The sequence below is a fragment of the Nocardioides ginsengisoli genome, from assembly GCF_039537225.1.
GTDB lineage: Bacteria > Actinomycetota > Actinomycetes > Propionibacteriales > Nocardioidaceae > Nocardioides > Nocardioides ginsengisoli.
This window is the reverse complement of sequence record NZ_BAABAC010000049.1, coordinates 211,963-230,658: the sequence shown is the minus strand read 5'-3', so window position 1 is coordinate 230,658 and position 18,696 is coordinate 211,963. Positions and strand designations below refer to the sequence as shown.

The window sequence follows — 18,696 nt, the reverse complement described above, 5'->3', positions numbered from 1 at the left end:
CAAACCGTTACCGCACAGTGCTCGTTCGTAGCCTCTTCCTGTCCTAGAGTCGCACGCGGCGCCGAGTGATCGGCGCCACGGACGGACCCTCCGCGCCCCCAGTGCGGAGGGCGAGGCACAACGGACATAGAGGTGACATGACCACCACGGTGAGCACCCTCGAGAGCGACATCCCGGATCCCACCGGACACCCGGACGACGAGGCTCTCCAGAAGGTCGCCGGAAAGACCCCGACCCGCCTCGCCCTCGAGCGGTTCCGCAAGGACAAGCTGTCCATGGTGTCGTTCACCGTGGTCGTGATCTACGTCGTCGCTGCCGTCGCGGCACCGTTCCTGGTGAAGTTCGGCGTGCTCGACTATCAGACGCCGCACCAGGACCTGCTCAACGAGTACACCCTGCCCACGGGAAGTTGGGGCGGCATCAGCAGCCACCACTGGCTCGGCGTCGAGCCGGGCCTCGGACGCGACGTGCTGTCGAGGGTCTGGCTCGGCACCACGCTCTCGCTGACGATCGCCGTCATCGCGAGCCTGCTCGCCATGACGTTCGGCACCGTCATGGGCATCATCGCCGGCTTCAGCGGCGGCTGGACCGACGGCCTCATCGGCCGGCTGATCGACCTGACGCTGTCGTTCCCCTCGACGCTGATGCTGCTGGCGCTCTCGGCACCGATGTACGCGCTGCTCGTCAACTACATCCACGTGCCCCCGGGCGACGTGGCCTGGGCGACGTACGTCGTGCTCTTCCTGGCGATCTTCGGCTGGCCGCCGATCGCGCGTCTGATCCGCGGCCAGGTGCTGTCGATCCGTGAGCGCGAGTTCGTCCACGCCGCCGTCCTGCTCGGCGCCTCGCGCCGCCGGATCTACTTCAAGGAGATCCTGCCGAACCTCTGGGCCCCGCTGCTCGTCTCGTTCACGCTGCTGCTGCCGGCCTACGTCTCGGCGGAGGCCGCGCTGAGCTACCTCGGCGTGAGCATCCGGCCGCCGACGCCGACGCTGGGCAACGTGCTGCGCGACTCGCTCTTCTTCGCTGACAGCGACCCGGTGTTCTTCTTCGCCCCGGCGCTCGCCATCGCGATCATCGTCGTCTGCTTCAACCTGCTCGGCGACGGGCTGCGTGACGCGCTCGACCCCAAGTCCAACCGCTGACCCAGCGGCGACCCGCAAGAGAACACGCAAGAGACCTCGGCGACACGGCGTCGTCGATTGTGCCGCCGCTTGGCGCGTACACACCGAAGGAGAAGTAATGGCCAACACTCGAAAGCGGTTGCTCGCGGCAACCGCTGCGACTGCCATGGCGGTCACTCTCGCCGCCTGCGGCGGTGGTAGCAGCGACAACAACAAGCCGGGCAGCGGCAACACCACTGCCAAGAAGGGAGGCACGCTCACCTACCTGCTCGCCTCCCCGCTCGGTCACACCGACCCGCAGCGTGTCTACGTCGGTCGCGACATCAGCAACCTCTCCCGCACGGTCTACCGCCAGCTGGTGACCTTCCCGGTGTCGACCGACCTCAAGACGGCCAACACCCCGGTCCCCGACCTCGCCACCGACACCGGCACGTCGTCCAACGGCGGGAAGGTGTGGAAGTTCACCATCAAGGATGGTGTGAAGTGGGAGGACGGACAGGACATCACCTGCGAGGACTTCAAGTACGGCGCCTCGCGCTCGTTCGCCAACGACATCATCACCGGTGGCCCGAACTACCTGCTGTCCTACCTCGACGTGCCGGCCGCCCCTGACGGCTCGCCGTCGTACAAGGGCCCCTACACGGGCAAGGGCCAGGCCGACTTCGACAAGGCGATCACCTGCAACGGCAAGGAGATCACCTACAACTTCAAGAAGCCGTGGCCGGACTTCCCGCTTGCGATCGCGGCGCTCCACATGATGGACCCGTTCCGCAAGGACAAGGACAAGGGCGACGGCTCGAACTTCCAGATCTTCTCCAACGGCCCCTACAAGCTGCAGGGCTCGTGGGCGGAGAACACTGGCGGCACGCTGGTCCGCAACCCGGAGTACGACCCCAAGACCGACTCCACCGACGTCCGCGGCGCGTACCCCGACTCGATCGTCTTCAAGATCGGCAGCACGCCCGAGACGATCAACAACCTGTTCATCCAGGACAGCCCCGACGTCCAGTCGGCCGTGACCGGCAACCGGATCCTGCCGCAGTTCATCCAGAAGGCCGCGTCGCTCGGCAACCGCTACCAGAACGTCGAGTCGCCGTACGTCGACTACCTGGTGCCGAACGTCAAGCGCCTCGCCCTTCCGGTGCGCCAGGCCCTCGCCGTCGCGACGAACATCAACGGCTGGATCACCGCCGGTGGCGGCCCGAAGTTCTACAAGCCGGCCTACACCATCGTGAACCCGTCGGTTCCCGGCTACAAGAAGCTCGACCAGTTCTCGAGCCCGGGTGCGGGCGACACGGCCGCCGCGAAGAAGATCCTGGCCGACGCCGGCATCAAGATGCCGTACAAGATCAAGTTCACCTACGATGGCACCGCCGAGACGTCGAACAAGCAGGCCGCGGCGCTGAAGGACACGTGGGACAAGGCCGGCTTCAGCGTCTCGCTGAACCCGCTGACCGACGCCTACTACCCGACCATCCAGGACCCGAACTCCGACTCGGACATCACCTGGGCCGGCTGGGGTGCTGACTGGCCGTCGGCGCTGACCGTGACCCCGCCGCTGTTCGACAGCCGCGTCAACCTGTCGTCGACGTCGAACAACAACGACTACGGCAACTACAAGAGCGACGAGTTCAACAAGCTCGTCGACCAGGCGCAGAACGCCACCACGATCGAGGACCAGACGAAGTATCTGCAGGACGCCGACGCCGTCCTCGGCAAGGACTACGCCTACATCCCGCTCGAGCAGTCGCTGTTCAACTGGGTCCACGGCTCGAAGGTGAACTTCGAGACGACCCCGGCCTCCAACGGCTTCCCGGACCTGGGCTTCATCAGCATCAAGCAGTGATCCAACCGGCGGGAGCAGGGCTCGGGCCCCGCTCCCGCCACCCGGACCCTCGGGTCCGCCGTCCGACCAGGACACCTACCCGACCGGGTGGGCGCTCGTCGCGTCCACCCGGTCGTCGGGACCGGGCACATCCACCCACCCACCGCATTCGAATCATTGAGGTGAGTTCTGCATGCTGGCTTACGTCATCCGGCGCATCGTCGCCGGCGTCGTGATGCTGCTCGCGATGAGCATGGTGACGTTCCTTCTGTTCTTCGCCTCGCCCGTCGACCCCGCGCGCTACGCCTGCGGGAAGAGCTGCTCGCCGGTCCAGCGCGAGCAGGCCCGCAAGTCGCTCGGCTACCCCGAGCGCGGCAAGGGCGTCTGGGAGAGCAACATCAAGGGCCCGGCCGTGATGTGGGTCGAGTTCACCAAGGGCCTCGTCGCCGGCCGTCAGTTCCCGGCCGACGAGGCACTGCGCAAGGCCGCTCCGGACAATGTCGTCAACTGCTCGGCGCCCTGCCTGGGCTACTCCACCTACAGTGTCCGCACGGTCAACTCGATGGTGACAGAGGCGCTGCCCGTCACGGCGTCGATCGCGACCTTCGCCGTCATCCTGTGGGTGTTCTTCGGCGTGCTGGTCGGGGTCTTGGCCGCGGTGACCAAGGGCTCGTTCATGGATCGCGGCATCGTCGGGTCGGCGCTGTTCATCTACGCCTTCCCGTCGTTCTTCATCGGCACCTTCCTGCTGCAGTACGTCTCGATCAAGTGGAATCTGTATCCTCTGCCCACGTACACGCGGATCGCCGACGGCGGAGTGTGGACCTGGTTCTACAATCTGCTGCTGCCCGCGCTCACGCTGGCGCTGCTCTACCTGGCCAGCTACGCCCGCATGACGCGCGCCTTCGTGCTCGAGTCGCAGACCGAGGACTACATCCGCACCGCAAGGGCCAAGGGCCTCAAGACACCGCGGATCCTGTTCAAGCACTCGCTGCGCGGTGCGCTGACACCGCTGGTGACAATGGCCGGCCTCGACTTCGCGAGCGTGCTCGGCGGCGCGATCATCACCGAGTCGATCTTCAACTTCAACGGCCTCGGCAAGCTCGCCGTCTCGGCCAACACCAATTACGACCTCCCGGTGCTGATCGCGATCGTCCTCGTCGCCGGAGCATTCGTGATCACCGCCAACATCATCGTCGACATCCTGTACGCCTTCATCGACCCGCGCGTGCGGGTCGGCTAGGAGACGCCACGTGACCACCGCGTCCACCCCGTACCTGTCGGTCCGCGACCTCAAGGTCCACTTCCCGACGGTCGACGGCATCGTCAAGGCGACGGACGGCCTGTCCTTCGACCTCGAGCGAGGCAAGACCCTCGGCATCGTCGGCGAGTCCGGCTCGGGCAAGTCCGTGTCGAGCTCGACCATCCTCGGTCTCCACCGCGGCACAAACGCGCAGGTGAGCGGCGAGATCCTTCTCGACGGCACCAACCTGCTCGACCTCGACCGTGAGGAGATGCGCCGCATGCGCGGGCGCGAGGTCTCGATGATCTTCCAGGACCCGCTGTCGGCGATGCACCCGTACTACACGGTCGGCAACCAGCTGATGGAGGCCTACCAGGTCCACCACAAGGTGGGGAAGAAGGTCGCCAAGGCCCGTGCGGTCGAGATGCTCGACCGGGTCGGCATCCCCAACCCGGACAAGCGCGTCAACGACTACCCGCACCAGTTCTCGGGCGGCATGCGGCAGCGCGCGATGATCGCGATGGGGCTCATCAACGACCCCGGCCTGCTCATCGCCGACGAGCCCACGACGGCGCTGGACGTGACGGTGCAGGCGCAGATCCTCGACCTGCTCCAGGACCTGCAGCGCGAGTTCAACTCGGCGATCATCATCATCACCCACGACCTGGGCGTCGTGGCCGAGATGGCCGACGACGTCCTGGTGATGTACGCCGGCCGCGCCGTCGAGTACGGGCCGTGCAACGAGATCCTGACGCACCCGGAGATGCCCTACACGTGGGGCCTGCTCTCCAGCGTCCCCGACGTCGCGGGTGACACCGAGGCCCGGCTGGTGCCCATCCCCGGCAGCCCGCCGAGCCTGCTGAACCCGCCGTCCGGCTGTGCCTTCCACCCGCGCTGCGCGCACCGGGACAAGGTGCCGGGCGACCTGTGCCGGACCGACCTTCCCGAGCTGGTCGCCGGCGCGCGGGGCGGCCACCACCTCAAGCGCTGCCACCTGCCCGACCCGGATGCCATCTACCTGACCGAGGTGCTGCCCGAGATCGCGCCGGACCTGGCGAAGGAGCTGTGATGAGCGAGAACACCGGCACGGAGACCGTGTTCGAGAGCGGCGACAACGACGGCCCTGTCGAGGTCGTCGGCCACGCCGCGGCAGTGGCGCCCAAGGACGCGAAGCCGATCCTCGAGGTCGACCAGCTCCGGATGCACTTCCCGGTCAAGTCGCCGGGCCTGTTCCGGCGTACCGTCGGGCACGTCCAGGCCGTCGACGGCATCTCCTTCCAGGTCGCGGAGGCCAGCTCGCTCGGTCTGGTCGGCGAGTCCGGCTGCGGCAAGTCGACCACCGGTCGCCTGATCACCCGGCTCTACGACCCGACCTCGGGCCAGATCCGGTTCGAGGGCAAGGACATCGCCAAGGCGCACCCGCGCGAGCTGAAGCCGCTGCGCCGCGACATCCAGATGATCTTCCAGGACCCGTACACGTCGCTGAACCCGCGGCACACGGTCGGCGCGATCATCGGCGCACCGCTGCTCATCCACAAGCTCCTGCCGCGGAACAAGGTCCTCGGCCGGGTCCAGGAGCTGCTCGAGATCGTCGGTCTCAACCCGGAGCACTACAACCGCTACCCGCACGAGTTCTCCGGCGGCCAGCGCCAGCGCATCGGCATCGCCCGCGCGCTGACCCTGCACCCGAAGCTGCTCGTCGCGGACGAGCCCGTCTCCGCGCTCGACGTGTCGATCCAGGCGCAGGTCATCAACCTGCTCCAGGACATCCAGAACGAGTTCGGCGTGGCGTTCCTCTTCATCGCCCACGACCTCGCGGTGGTCCGGCACTTCTGCCCGGAGATCGCGGTCATGTACCTCGGCAAGATCGTCGAGATCGGCGACCGCGAGTCGATCTACGAGAACGCCCACCACCCGTACACGCAGGCGCTGCTCTCCGCGGTGCCCGACGTGCGCCAGGCGGCGACGGGCGAGCGGCGCGACCGGATCCGGCTGCAGGGCGACGTCCCGAGCCCGATCAACCCGCCGTCCGGCTGCCGGTTCCGCACCCGCTGCCCGATCGCCCAGGAGATCTGCGCCAAGCACGAGCCGCCGCTGCTGCAGATCGGCCGTCAGCACAAGGTCGCCTGCCACTTCCCGGGCCGGATCGGCGAGGCTCCGCGCGAGCCGCTGACCGCCGGGCTGCTGGGCGTCGACGCCGAGGGCCGTCCCGACCCGGGCGCCAGCCCGAGCACCGACCTGGTCGAGCAGCCGGGCTACGCCGACACCTGGTTCGACCTCGACAACAAGTCCATCGGGCGCGCCTGATCGACTCCTGCCGGGCCGTGCCGCCCACGTCTCCCACCTCGGGTGACGTCGGTGGCACGGCCTAGAGTCATTTCCGTGGACTCCGACCTCCAGCTCTTCGACACGCCCGGCGCCGGGCCCTCCGGGGCGGCGACGACGGGCGGGTCGCTGGCCGACGCGACGCATGCGGCGGCACCGCTCGCCGTACGCATGCGGCCGCGCGACCTCGACGAGCTGGTCGGGCAGTCGCACCTGCGGGCCCCGGGGTCGCCGCTGCGGCAGCTGGTCGACGGCGACAAGCCGCTCTCGCTGCTGCTGTGGGGGCCGCCGGGCACCGGGAAGACGACGATCGCCTCGATCGTCAGCCAGCAGACCGGACGACGGTTCGTCGAGATCTCGGCAGTGTCGGCCGGGGTCAAGGAGGTCCGCGCGGCGATCGACCAGGCGCGGCGCGAGCTGATCGCGACCAGTCGCGAGACGGTGCTCTTCGTCGACGAGGTCCACCGGTTCAGCAAGGCGCAGCAGGACGCGCTCCTGCCGGGTGTCGAGAACCGGTGGGTGACGCTGGTCGCGGCGACGACCGAGAACCCGTCCTTCAGCGTGATCTCGCCGCTGCTCTCGCGCAGCCTGCTGCTGCGCCTCCAGCCGCTCACCGACGACGACATCGCCGAGGTGATCGACCGGGCGGTCGCCGACGAGCGGGGGCTGGGCGGCGAGTTCGCGCTCGACGACGAGGCGCGCTCGCACCTGGTCCGGCTAGCCGGGGGAGACGCGCGGCGGTCGCTGACCTATCTCGAGGCGGCGGCGGGAGCGGCCGTCTCGAAGGGTCTCGACGTGATCGACGTCGAGACCGCCGAGACGGCGGCCGACCAGGCGGCGGTGCGCTACGACCGCGACGGTGACCAGCACTACGACGTGGTGAGCGCCTTCATCAAGTCGATCCGCGGCTCCGACGCCGATGCGGCGCTGCACTACCTCGCGCGCATGCTCGAGGCGGGGGAGGACCCGCGCTTCATCGCCCGCCGGCTGATGATCTCGGCCAGCGAGGACATCGGCCTCGCCGACCCGACCGCGCTGCAGACCGCGGCCGCCGCCGCGCAGGTCGTGCAGATGATCGGCCTCCCCGAGGGCCGGCTCACCCTCGCGCACGCGACGATCGCGCTCGCCGTGGCGCCCAAGTCCAACGCCGTCACCACCGCGATCGGCGCGGCCGTCGCCGACGTCAAGGCCGGCAAGATCGGCGCCGTCCCGCCGCACCTGCGCGACGCCCACTACGCCGGCGCCAAGGGCCTGGGGCACGGCGTCGGCTACGTCTACAGCCACGACGCGCCGTTCGGCATCGCCGAGCAGCAGTACGCGCCCGACGTCATCCTCGACGCCGAGTACTACCGCCCCACCGAGCACGGCGCCGAGGCGGCGGTGAAGCAGCGGTGGGAGCGGGTACGCCGCCTCATCCGCGGCAAGTAGGCTTGTCCGTCGTGACCTCCGACCTCGCCGTACCGACCTGGCTGGCCGTCGCGATCGTGCTGGCCCTCGTGGTCCTGGCGGTCGCGGCGCTCCGCCTCGCGCGGTCCGTGCGCCAGGCGCGGAGCCAGACCGAGGCGCTGCTCGCGGCGGCCGCCCACGACGCCGACGCGCTGCGCGAGCAGCTGGCCGGCATCGAGGCCGAGCTGGCCGCCCAGCAGGCGGTCGCGCAGCGTCGCGACCGGAGGCCGGTGACGGTGGTCGACGAGCGGGAGTACGTCATCACCGACCTCGGCCACGACCGTGGTCCGCGGGTGCCCGCGCGCGTCGTCCCGGCGCCGGTGTTCACCGACATCGTGATCCGCGAGAGCGTGATCAAGACCGCCGCGCTCGCCGCCGGGCTGCGCCGGGCGCTGTCCGCCGAGGCGCGCAACCGGATCCGGTTCGAGATGAAGCGCGAGGTCAAGCGCTCGCGCAAGGAGCGCAAGGCCATGCTCAAGCAGGCCCGCCGTGACTGGGAGGCCCGCCAGCGCGCGACGCTCGAGGTGTCGCCGTGAAGTCCGGCGTCTGGTTCGCGGCCGGCGCCGCCGCCGGCGTCTACGGCATGGTCCGCGTACGACGACTCGCCGAGGCGTTCACGCCCGACGGGATGCGCGACCGGATCGGCGCGGCCTTCGTCGGCGCCCGCATGTTCCGCGAGGAGGTCGCGCAGGGGCAGGCCGAGGCCGAGACCCACCTGCGGGCCCGCCTCCAGGCCGCCGACGCCCGCCATCGCGAGCTCGCCGCCCCCAGCACGCCCAGCATCACCCGCACCACCGGCACCACGCCGATCGACAGCACCAGCACCCGCACCATCACGACGGCCGAGTCGGCCGCCCTCGACCAGGAAGGCTCCCGATGAGCAGCGACCGGTACCTGAGCAGCGCAGAGATCCGCAACCGGTTCCTCGCCCACTTCGAGGGGCGCGGCCACACCGTCGTACCGTCGGCGTCACTGCTGCTCGACGACCCCAACCTGCTCTTCGTCAACGCCGGCATGGTGCCCTTCAAGCCGTACTTCCTCGGCCAGGAGACGCCGCCGTTCCAGCGCGCGACCAGCGTGCAGAAGTGCGTGCGCACCCTCGACATCGAGGAGGTCGGCAAGACCACCCGGCACGGCACGTTCTTCCAGATGAACGGCAACTTCTCGTTCGGCGACTACTTCAAGGAAGGCGCCATCCAGTACGCCTGGGAGCTGATCACCAACGCCCAGGCCGACGGCGGCTTCGGCTTCGACCCCGACAAGATCTGGGTCACCGTCCTCCCGGACGACGACGAGGCGCGCGACGCGTGGAAGCGGATCGCCGGCCTGACCGACGAGCGGATCCAGCCGCGCGGCCTCAAGGACAACTACTGGAACATGGGCATCCCCGGCCCGGGCGGCCCGTGCAGCGAGATCTACATCGACCGCGGCCCCGAGTTCGGCCCCGACGGCGGCCCCGAGGCCGACGAGGACCGGTTCCTGGAGATCTGGAACCTGGTCTTCATGCAGGAGGAGCTCAGCGCCGTCCGCGCCAAGGACGACTTCGACGTCGCCGGCCCGCTGCCGAGCAAGAACATCGACACCGGCATGGGCCTCGAGCGGGTCGCCTACCTGCTCCAGGACAAGCACAACATGTACGAGATCGACACCATCTTCCCGGTGATCGAGAAGGCGATGGACCTCTCGGGCAAGAAGTACGGCGCGAGCGGCGCCGACGCCCACGTCGACGACGTCCGCTTCCGCGTGGTCGCCGACCACGTCCGCAGCTCGCTCATGCTCATCGGCGACGGCGTCACCCCCGGCAACGAGGGCCGCGGCTACGTCCTGCGCCGGCTGCTGCGCCGCGCGGTCCGCAACATGCGCCTGCTCGGCTACCAGGACCCGTCGCTGCCCGAGCTGCTGCCCGTGTCGCGCGACAAGATGGGGGAGAGCTACCCCGAGCTGGTCACCGGCTGGGACCGGATCGCCCAGGTCGCGTACGCCGAGGAGGAGGCCTTCCGCAAGACGCTGCAGGCCGGCACCCAGATCTTCGACCTCGCAGCGGGCGAGGTGAAGCAGGCCGGGGCGACCACCATCTCCGGCGAGAAGGCGTTCGCGCTGCACGACACCTACGGCTTCCCGATCGACCTGACCCTCGAGATGGCGGCCGAGGCTGGTCTCGCCGTCGACGAGCCGGGCTTCCGCGAGCTGATGGCCGAGCAGCGGGCGCGGGCCAAGGCCGACGCGAAGGCGAAGAAGGGCCAGCACGCCGACACCGGCGTCTACCGCGACATCCTCGACGCCAACGGCCCGACCGAGTGGCTGGCCTACGAGACGCTCGAGACCGAGTCCCGGCCGCTGGCGCTGCTGCGCGAGGGCGCCGCCGTACCGGCGCTGGCGACGGGCGAGATCGGCGAGCTGGTCCTCGACCGGACGCCGTTCTACGCCGAGTCCGGTGGCCAGGTCGCCGACGCCGGCGTGATCGAGTTCGCCGGCGGCAAGCTGGAGGTGCTCGATGTCCAGCGCCCGGTGCGCGGGCTCGTCGTCCACCAGGTGCGCGTGCTCGAGGGCGAGCTGCCCGCCGACGCCCGCGAGCTGCACGCGAAGGTCGACCCGCAGTGGCGCATCGGCGCCCGACAGGCCCACTCCGGCACGCACATCGTCCACGCGGCGCTGCGCGAGGTGCTCGGGCCCACCGCGCTGCAGTCCGGCTCCTACAACCGGCCCGGCTACCTGCGCCTCGACTTCGGCTGGCTCAACGCGCTCAAGCCCGAGCAGGTCCGCGAGATCGAGCAGGTCGCCAACAACGCGCTGCGCGCCGACCTGCCGGTCGGCTGGCAGTACATGACGCTCGGCGAGGCCAAGGACTGGGGCGCGATCGCCCTCTTCGGCGAGACCTACGACGACCAGAAGGTGCGCGTCGTCGAGATCGGCGGCCCCTGGTCGCGCGAGCTCTGCGGCGGCACGCACGTCGACCACTCCAGCCAGGTCGGCACCCTCGTCGTCACCGGCGAGGCGTCCGTCGGCTCCGGCAACCGCCGGATCGAGGCGCTCACCGGCGTCGAGGGCTTCTCCTACCTGGCCCGCGAGCGCGACGTCGTCGGCCAGCTGTCGACGCTGCTCAAGGCGCAGCCCGACGACCTGGTCGGGCGGGTCGGCGATCTCGTCGACCGGCTCAAGCAGGTCGAGAAGGAGATGGACCGGATCCGCCTCCAGCAGCTGCTGGCCGGCGGCGCGGCGATCGCCGACAGCGCGAGCGACGTCAACGGCGTGCGGCTGGTGGCCCAGCGCCTCGACGGCGCGGCCGCCGGCGACGTCCGCACGCTCGCGACCGACGTCCGTGCCCGGCTGACCGGCGATGCGCCGGCGGTGGTCGTCCTGATCGGCGCCGCCGACGGCAAGGCCGCGATCGTGGCCGCCCTCAACGACGCGGCCCAGGCCCGCGGCCTCGCCGCCGGCGACCTGGTCCGCGCCGCGGCGCCCTTCCTCGACGGCAAGGGCGGCGGCAAGGCCGACATGGCGCAGGGCGGCGGCACCGACGTGTCCCGCATCGACGAGGCGCTCGCCGCCGTGACAGCCGCGGTGGCGAACGCCTGATGCGGGTGGGCGTCCGCCTCGGTGTGGACCCCGGGGACGCCCGGATCGGCGTCGCACGCAGCGACCCGTCCGGGATTCTCGCCACCCCCGTCGAGACGGTACGACGTGGCAAGGGCGACCTGCGTCGGCTGCACCAGCTGCTGACCGCCGAGAACGCGGTCGAGGTGGTCATGGGCCTGCCCCGCTCGCTCGGCGGCGGGGAGGGCCCGGCGGCGCTGAAGACGCGGGAGTTCGCCGTACGGCTGGCCCGGCGGATCGCGCCGGTGCCGGTGCGGCTCGTCGACGAACGGCTCACCACGGTGACGGCGGAGGCTATGCTGCGCGACCAGCGCAAGGGCGCGAAGCGTCGTGCGGTGGTCGACCAGGTCGCGGCGGTCGTCATCCTGCAGCAGGCGCTCGACGCCGAGCGCGCGACCGGCACCCCCCCGGGCGAGCTGGTGACACCCACGGACGAGGAGAACGATGACTGAGTCGGAGTCGGTCCTGCCGGAGCCGTCGCCCGGACGGCGACGTGCGAAGAAGCGGCGCTCGGGCTGCCTGCCGATGCTGGTCGTCGTGGTGATCTTCGGCGCCGTCGTCGCGTGGTTCGCGCGCGGCGCCATCGCCGACGTCAAGGACATGCTGGCCGGACCCGCCGACTACGCGGGCCCCGGCAGCGGTGAGGTCGTGCTCGTCATCGACCCGGGCCAGTCGGTCACCTCGATGGGCGAGGAGCTGAAGAGCCTCGGCGTCGTCGCGTCGTCGAAGGCGTTCGTCGACGCGGCCTCCGACAACCCGAAGTCGACGTCGATCCAGGCCGGCACCTACCTGCTGAAGAAGAAGATGAGGGCGTCCGACGTCGTCAGCATCCTGGTCGACCCGTCGAAGATGGCGAAGGAGACGGTGACCATCCCCGAGGGGATGCGCCTCGACGACATCGTCAAGACCCTCGCGAAGAAGACCGACTTCACGGCGGCGCAGTACCGCAAGGTGCTCGCCGACCCGGCCGCGCTCGGGCTGCCGGCCTCCGCCGCCGGCAACCCCGAGGGCTACCTGTTCCCCGCGACGTACGTGGTGACGCCGGCCGACACCCCGACCACGGTCCTCAAGGCGATGGTCGCCAAGTGGAAGTCGACCGCGGCGTCGCTCGACCTCGACGCGCAGGCGCAGAAGCTCGGCATCACCGCGCACGAGGTGCTGACGGTCGCGAGCATGCTGGAGTTCGAGGCCAACCGCACGCAGGACTATCCGAAGGTGGCGCGAGCGATCTACAACCGCCTCGACAAGGACATGGCGCTCCAGTCGGACGCCACCGTGGCCTACGCCAACGGCCTGTCGGGTGAGGTGTGGACGACGTCGACGCAGCGGCAGATCGACTCGCCGTACAACACCTACCTGCACCAGGGCCTCCCGCCCGGTCCGATCGGCAACCCGGGCGAGGCGACGCTCGACGCCGCGCTGCACCCGGCCAACGGGCCGTGGCTGTACTGGGTGGTCGTCAACCTCAAGACCGGCGAGACGGTCTTCTCGACGACGCTGGCCGAGCACAACGCCGCGACGCAGAAGCTGCGCGAGTACTGCCAGACCTCCGACGCCTGCTGACCCGATGACCTCGCTGCGCTGCGCCGTCCTCGGCGACCCGATCTCGCACTCGCTCTCGCCGGCCCTGCACCGCGCCGGCTACGCGGCGCTCGGCATCGACGCGTCCTACGACGCGGTGCGGGTGCCGGCCGGCGAGCTGGCGGGCTTCGTGTCCGGGCTCGACGCGTCGTGGCGGGGACTGTCGGTGACGGCACCGCTCAAGCGCGAGGCGCTCGACTACGCCGACGAGGTCAGCGACCGCGCGCGGCTGGCCGGTGGCGCCAACACCCTGGTCCGTACGGCGACCGGCTGGGCCGCCGACAACACCGACCTGCCGGGAGCGATGGCCGCCGTCCGCGAGAGGTACGACGGTCCGGTCAGCGCCGCGACCATCGTCGGCGCCGGCGCGACCGCCGCCTCGACGGGCCTCGCGCTCGCCGAGCTGGGCGCCCGCACGATCCGCCTCCTCGCGCGGGATCGCGCGCGGGCGGCGGAGACCGTCGCGGCGCTGCAGCGGCACCCGGGACTGGAGGTCGACGTCGTACCGATCGACTGCGCGGCGATGATCGGCGAGGTCGTCGTCTCGACCATCCCGGCCGCGGCGCAGACCGAGGCCCTGGTCGGCAGCACCGCCGACGCGGCGGTCGTCTTCGAGGTCGTCTACGACCCGTGGCCCACGCCACTCGCCGCCGCCGCGCGCGACCGCGAGCAGCCGCTGGTGTCGGGCCTCGACCTGCTGGTGCACCAGGCGGTGCTGCAGTTCGCGATGTTCACTGGTCAGGAAGGACCACTGGGCGCGATGCGCTCGGCGGGCGAGAGCGCGCTGGCCGCCCGGTAGGTTCGCGGCATGGAGCTGCTCCCGGCGCTGGTCTGCGCCCTGATCGCGGGTGCGTCGGGCCTGCTGGTGCCGCGGCTGATCGCGTGGTGCCCGGAGCCGGAGCACGACCCGACGGAGAACCCGGAGGACTTCCCGGACCACGTTCCCTTCGCGGTGTTGGCCGCGCGGCCGGGGCTGACGGTGCGCTCGGTGGTGGCGTGCGCCCTTGCGGGGGCGGTGCTGGGCGGGGCGCTCGGGTGGACCTGGGCGCTGCTGTGGCTGCTCTTCCTGGTGCCGGTCTGCTGTGCGCTCACGGTGATCGACTTCGTCACCTGGTACCTCCCGTCGCGGCTGATCCGGCCGTCCTGGGTGATCGTCGGCCTGCTGGTCGTCGTCGCCGCGGTCGCACTCCGCGCCCCGGACGTGGCGCTGTGGGGGCTCGGGGGATTCGTCGGGCTGGGCGGCTACTACGGCCTGATGCGGCTGATCAGCCCCCGCTCGATGGCGGGCGGCGACGTACGGCTGGGGGCGCTGCTCGGCGCGGCGCTCGGGCCCTTCGGCGTCGGCGTGCTGCTCGCGTCGGTGCTCGCGGCCGCCGTCCTGGGGGTGGTGGCGATGGTGCCCATGCGGCTGCGCGGCACGATGATCCGGCGGCGGCTGCCGTACGGCCCGTTCCTGGTGCTGGGAGCGCTGGTCGCGATCGTGGCGGGGCAGGTGCTGGCCGGCTGAGCGGACCGGTCTGCGTCGTACCGGACGATTCGGTCGTGAGATCGCCCGATTCGCGACCGATACGTCCGGTACGACGAGTGCCCGGGCTTGTCGCTGTCCCTACGCGTCTTCTACCGGGTGGGCGACGACCAGCTGATCGTGCTGCGCGTCCTCCATCGTCGTCGGGACCGCGCGGAGCTTTGGGACGGGTCCGAGGCGCGCGAGTGACGCATGGGAGACTTCTCCCATGTTGCGCTGGCTGACCGCGGGGGAGTCCCACGGCCCCTCCCTGGTCGCGATCCTCGAGGGCCTGCCGGCCCATGTCGAGGTCGCGACCGACGACATCTCCGATGCTCTGGCCCGTCGCCGTCTCGGCTACGGCCGGGGGGCGCGGATGAAGTTCGAGGCCGACGAGGTCACCATCACCGGTGGCATCCGGCACGGACGCACCCAGGGCGGCCCGGTCGCGATCGAGGTCGGCAACACCGAGTGGCCCAAGTGGGAGACGGTCATGTCGGCCGACCCGGTCGACCCGGAGGTGCTGGAGAAGCAGGCGCGCAACGCGCCGCTGACGCGGCCGCGGCCGGGGCACGCCGACCTGGCCGGCATGCAGAAGTACGACTTCGACGACGCCCGCCCGATCCTGGAGCGCGCCTCCGCCCGTGAGACCGCGGCGCGGGTCGCGCTCGGCCGGGTGGCGAGCAACTTCCTCGAGCAGGCGACCGGCGCGCGGATCGTGAGCCACGTCCTCGAGATCGGCGGCGTCCGTACGCCGTCGCGCGAGCTCCCGGCCCCCGACGACGTCGCGCGCCTCGACGCCGACCCGGTCCGCTGCCTCGACGCCGACGGATCGAAGCAGATGGTCGAGCGGATCGACCAGGCCCACAAGGACGGCGACACGCTCGGCGGCGTCGTCGAGGTCGTCGTCCACGGGCTGCCGCCGGGCCTCGGCTCGCACGTCCACTGGGACCGCCGGCTCGACGCGCGCCTCGCCGGCGCGCTGATGGGCATCCAGGCGATCAAGGGCGTCGAGGTCGGCGACGGCTTCGAGCTGGCGGCGACGCCGGGCTCGCTCGCGCACGACGAGATCGTGTCCACCGACGAGGGCCTGCGCCGGGTCTCCGGCCGCTCCGGCGGCACCGAGGGCGGCATGACGACCGGCGAGATCCTGCGCGTGCGCGCGGCGATGAAGCCGATCGCCACGGTCCCGCGGGCGCTGCGCACGGTCGACCTCGCCACCGGCGAGGAGGCGGTCGCGCACCACCAGCGCTCCGACGTCTGCGCCGTCCCCGCGGCGGGCATCGTCGCGGAGGCGATGGTCGCGCTGGTGCTGGCCGACGCCGTCCTGGAGAAGTTCGGCGGCGACTCGGTCGGCGAGACCGCACGCAACGTGCAGACCTACCTCGACACGCTCCGGTTCAAGTGAGCAACGTTCCCGAGGGCCGGGGTGCGGGGGTCCACGGGGGCGGAACCCCCGTGCGTGCCCCCGTGTGTGTCCTGATCGGCACCATGGGCGCCGGCAAGACCACCGTGGGGCGGCTGGTGGCCGAGGCGATCGGCGTCGGCTTCGTCGACAGCGACCAGCTGATCGAGGACAAGGTCGGCAAGAGCGTCCAGGACGTCTTCGTCGAGGACGGCGAGCAGGCGTTCCGCGCGCTGGAGCGCGAGACCGTCGCGTGGGCCCTCGACAACCACGACGGCGTCATCTCGCTCGGTGGCGGCGCGGTCCTCGACCCGTCGACGCAGGCGCTGCTCGCCGCCCACCAGGTCGTCTTCCTGCGCGTGGGGCTCAGCGACGCGGTCAAGCGGGTCGGGCTCGGCTCGGGGCGGCCGCTGCTGCTCGGCAACGTCCGGGCGCGGGTCAAGCAGCTGCTCGACGAGCGCACGCCGGTCTACCAGGGCCTGGCCCGGATCACCGTCGAGACCGACGACCGCCCACCCGCCGACGTCGCGGCCGAGATCGTCGCCGCCATCACCGCCCCCGGGGAGTCCACGTGACCGCACCGACCGTCCTCCACGTCGCCACCGCGTCGCCGTACGACGTCGTGGTCGGCCACGGCGTCCTCGACCGACTGCGCGGGCTGCTGCCCGCCGGTGTCCAGCGGGTCGCGATCATCACTCCCGAGTCGCTCGAGCACCTGCTCGAGCCCTTCGCCGATCTGCTGGAGGGGCTGGACGTCATCGTCCTCCAGGTCCCCGACGGCGAGGAGGCGAAGAACTGGGAGGTCGCCGCGGCGTGCTGGGAGTCGCTCGGCGAGGAGGGCTTCACCCGCTCCGACGCGGTCGTCACGCTCGGCGGCGGCGCGACCACCGACCTCGGCGGGTTCGTCGCGGCCACCTGGCTGCGCGGCGTGGCCGTCGTCCACGTCCCGACCTCGCTGCTCGCGATGGTCGACGCGGCGGTCGGCGGCAAGACCGGCATCGACACCCCCGCGGGCAAGAACCTGGTGGGCTCCTTCCACGAGCCGGCCGGCGTCCTGTGCGACCTCGACCTGCTCGCCACGCTGCCGCGCGAGGAGCTCGTCGCGGGCCTCGGCGAGGTCATCAAGTGCGGCTTCATCGCCGACCCCGAGATCCTGGCCATCGTCGAGCGGACGGCGCCCGAGGCGCTCACCGCCGAGTCGGCCGAGCTGCGTGAGCTCGTCGAGCGCGCGATCCAGGTCAAGGCCGACGTGGTCGCGGTCGACCTCAAGGAGACCGGCGGCGCCGACGGCCATCCCGGCCGCGAGGCCCTCAACTACGGCCACACGCTCGCGCACGCGATCGAGAAGGCCACCGACTACTCCATCCGGCACGGCGAGGCCGTCGCGATCGGCTGCGTCTACGTCGCCGAGCTGGCCGCCCGCGCCGGGGGCCTCGCTCCCGAGCTCGTCGCCCGCCACCACAGCGCGTTCGGGCGGGTGGGCCTGCCGACCACGTGGCGCGGCGCCGATTTCGACAGCCTGCTCGCCACCATGCGGGTCGACAAGAAGTCGCGCGGCAACCAGCTGCGGTTCGTGGTGCTGTCCGACCTGGCCAAGCCGGTCGTGCTCGCCGGCCCGTCCGAGGACGACCTGCGCGCCGCCTACACCGCGATCTCCGGAGGTGCGGCATGAGCAAGCGCGACGTCTACGTCCTCAACGGCCCCAACCTGGGGCGGCTCGGCCGCCGGCAGCCGGAGATCTACGGCAGCACCACCCACGTCGACCTGCAGGACCGGTTGATGCCGGCGTGGGGCAAGGAGCTGGGGCTCAGGATCCACTTCTCCCAGACCAACCACGAGGGTCAGCTGCTCGACTGGCTCAACGACGCCGCCGACCGCGGCTGGCCCGTCGTCCTCAATGCGGGCGCCTGGACCCACTACTCCTACGCCCTCTACGACGCCTGCGCGCAGCTGACCGCGCCGCTCGTCGAGGTCCACATCAGCGCGCCGTCGAAGCGGCCGGAGGAGTTCCGGCACCACTCGGTCGTCACCCCGCACGCGGCGAAGGTGATCGAGGGTCAGGGCATCGACGGCTACCGGCAGGCGCTGGAGTTCATCGCGCGGTCGTGACGCCGACCGGCTCCGTCATGCCACGGAGCCGGGTCAGGCCGCGGTGCCGGGCCACCCGGACGGCGGCGGCGCTGATGCCGAGAGCGTCGGCGGTCTGCCGGGTGCTCAGCCCGGCCACCTCGGTGCACGCGAGGACCTCGCCCTCGCGGGTGGGCACCGACGCCAGGAGGCGTCGTACCCGGTCGTGGGCGACGACGTGGTCGTCCGGCCCGGGGGAGAGGTCGCTGCTGTCGGCGTGGGCCTCGTCGGTCGACGGCTCCGTCGCCCGGCGCAGCGTACGACGACGCGCGGCGCGCGCGTGGTTGCGCGCGATGCCGAAGAGCCAGCCCGCGAAGGCGTCGCGGTCGCCCTGGAAGTCGGCGACCGAGCGCGCGGCGACCAGCCAGGTCTCGGAGACCAGGTCGTCGGGGTCGTAGGCGACGTCGCCCGACGGACGCGCACGGAGCCAGACCAGCAGTCGGCCGGTCAGGCTCTCGTACAGCTCGCGCCACGCCTCGGGATCGCCGTCCCGAGCGCGGCGGATGAGGTCGTCGCTCACTC

General features: G+C 71.1%; 19 protein-coding genes. 18 read left to right on the top strand and 1 reads right to left on the bottom strand.

All coding sequences use genetic code 11. The features are described 5' to 3' along the window. The first annotated feature begins 137 nt into the window (after window positions 1-137). From AB4880_RS24840 to AB4880_RS24755, 18 genes are all read left to right on the top strand, one after another. Window positions 138-1,145 (top strand): ABC transporter permease, encoded by a 1,008-nt coding sequence (locus AB4880_RS24840; protein ID WP_367921910.1) that lies wholly within the window; start codon window positions 138-140, stop codon window positions 1,143-1,145. Window positions 1,146-1,242: 97 nt separating this feature from the next. Beyond that, window positions 1,243-2,970: an ABC transporter substrate-binding protein gene (locus AB4880_RS24835; RefSeq protein WP_367921909.1), complete on the top strand. Its 1,728-nt coding sequence runs from the start codon at window positions 1,243-1,245 to the stop codon at window positions 2,968-2,970. Window positions 2,971-3,142: 172 nt separating this feature from the next. After that, window positions 3,143-4,192, top strand: coding sequence for an ABC transporter permease (locus AB4880_RS24830; protein ID WP_367921908.1), 1,050 nt, complete (start codon window positions 3,143-3,145; stop codon window positions 4,190-4,192). A 10-nt stretch (window positions 4,193-4,202) separates the two neighbouring features. After that, window positions 4,203-5,261, top strand: a complete 1,059-nt coding sequence (locus AB4880_RS24825) for an ABC transporter ATP-binding protein (protein WP_367921907.1) — start codon at window positions 4,203-4,205, stop codon at window positions 5,259-5,261. After that, a complete protein-coding gene (locus AB4880_RS24820; protein ID WP_367921906.1) occupies window positions 5,261-6,499 on the top strand; it encodes an ABC transporter ATP-binding protein in 1,239 nt (412 codons plus the stop codon). The genes AB4880_RS24825 and AB4880_RS24820 overlap by 1 nt, the downstream gene beginning before the upstream one ends. A 75-nt stretch (window positions 6,500-6,574) precedes the next feature. Further along, window positions 6,575-7,945, top strand: coding sequence for a replication-associated recombination protein A (locus tag AB4880_RS24815; protein WP_367921905.1), 1,371 nt, complete (start codon window positions 6,575-6,577; stop codon window positions 7,943-7,945). Window positions 7,946-7,956: 11 nt separating this feature from the next. Beyond that, on the top strand, window positions 7,957-8,499 hold the full coding sequence (locus AB4880_RS24810) for a hypothetical protein (RefSeq protein WP_367921904.1): 543 nt from the start codon (window positions 7,957-7,959) through the stop codon (window positions 8,497-8,499). Then, on the top strand, window positions 8,496-8,843 hold the full coding sequence (locus tag AB4880_RS24805) for a DUF6167 family protein (protein WP_367921903.1): 348 nt from the start codon (window positions 8,496-8,498) through the stop codon (window positions 8,841-8,843). Before AB4880_RS24810 ends, AB4880_RS24805 begins: the two co-directional genes overlap by 4 nt. Continuing rightward, window positions 8,840-11,539, top strand: a complete 2,700-nt coding sequence (alaS, locus tag AB4880_RS24800) for an alanine--tRNA ligase (protein WP_367921902.1) — start codon at window positions 8,840-8,842, stop codon at window positions 11,537-11,539. Before AB4880_RS24805 ends, alaS begins: the two co-directional genes overlap by 4 nt. Further along, window positions 11,539-12,009, top strand: a complete 471-nt coding sequence (ruvX, locus tag AB4880_RS24795) for a Holliday junction resolvase RuvX (protein ID WP_367921901.1) — start codon at window positions 11,539-11,541, stop codon at window positions 12,007-12,009. The genes alaS and ruvX overlap by 1 nt, the downstream gene beginning before the upstream one ends. Continuing rightward, a complete protein-coding gene (gene mltG / locus AB4880_RS24790; RefSeq protein WP_367921900.1) occupies window positions 12,002-13,120 on the top strand; it encodes an endolytic transglycosylase MltG in 1,119 nt (372 codons plus the stop codon). The genes ruvX and mltG overlap by 8 nt, the downstream gene beginning before the upstream one ends. A gap of 4 nt (window positions 13,121-13,124) precedes the next feature. After that, entirely contained in the window at window positions 13,125-13,937 is an 813-nt protein-coding gene (locus AB4880_RS24785; protein WP_367921899.1) for a shikimate dehydrogenase, read from the top strand. Window positions 13,938-13,946: 9 nt separating this feature from the next. Beyond that, window positions 13,947-14,645 (top strand): A24 family peptidase, encoded by a 699-nt coding sequence (locus AB4880_RS24780; RefSeq protein WP_367921898.1) that lies wholly within the window; start codon window positions 13,947-13,949, stop codon window positions 14,643-14,645. Between the two features lie 48 nt (window positions 14,646-14,693). After that, window positions 14,694-14,852 (top strand): type II toxin-antitoxin system RelE/ParE family toxin, encoded by a 159-nt coding sequence (locus AB4880_RS24775; RefSeq protein ID WP_367922007.1) that lies wholly within the window; start codon window positions 14,694-14,696, stop codon window positions 14,850-14,852. 19 nt (window positions 14,853-14,871) lie between these two features. Next, window positions 14,872-16,050 (top strand): chorismate synthase, encoded by a 1,179-nt coding sequence (gene aroC, locus AB4880_RS24770; RefSeq protein ID WP_367921897.1) that lies wholly within the window; start codon window positions 14,872-14,874, stop codon window positions 16,048-16,050. Window positions 16,051-16,112: 62 nt separating this feature from the next. Next, a complete protein-coding gene (locus tag AB4880_RS24765; RefSeq protein WP_367921896.1) occupies window positions 16,113-16,622 on the top strand; it encodes a shikimate kinase in 510 nt (169 codons plus the stop codon). After that, the gene (aroB, locus tag AB4880_RS24760) at window positions 16,619-17,719 is read left to right on the top strand and encodes a 3-dehydroquinate synthase (RefSeq protein WP_367921895.1); all 1,101 of its coding nucleotides are present in this window, start codon (window positions 16,619-16,621) and stop codon (window positions 17,717-17,719) included. The genes AB4880_RS24765 and aroB overlap by 4 nt, the downstream gene beginning before the upstream one ends. Continuing rightward, window positions 17,716-18,156 carry a type II 3-dehydroquinate dehydratase gene (locus tag AB4880_RS24755; RefSeq protein WP_367921894.1) on the top strand — a complete coding sequence of 147 codons (441 nt, stop codon included), beginning with the start codon at window positions 17,716-17,718 and terminating at the stop codon, window positions 18,154-18,156. The genes aroB and AB4880_RS24755 overlap by 4 nt, the downstream gene beginning before the upstream one ends. Here the strand turns inward: AB4880_RS24755 and AB4880_RS24750 are convergent. Continuing rightward, window positions 18,140-18,694, bottom strand: coding sequence for an RNA polymerase sigma factor (locus AB4880_RS24750; protein ID WP_367921893.1), 555 nt, complete (start codon window positions 18,692-18,694; stop codon window positions 18,140-18,142). The two genes, AB4880_RS24755 and AB4880_RS24750, sit on opposite strands and share 17 nt — an antisense overlap. Window positions 18,695-18,696: the final 2 nt, after the last annotated feature.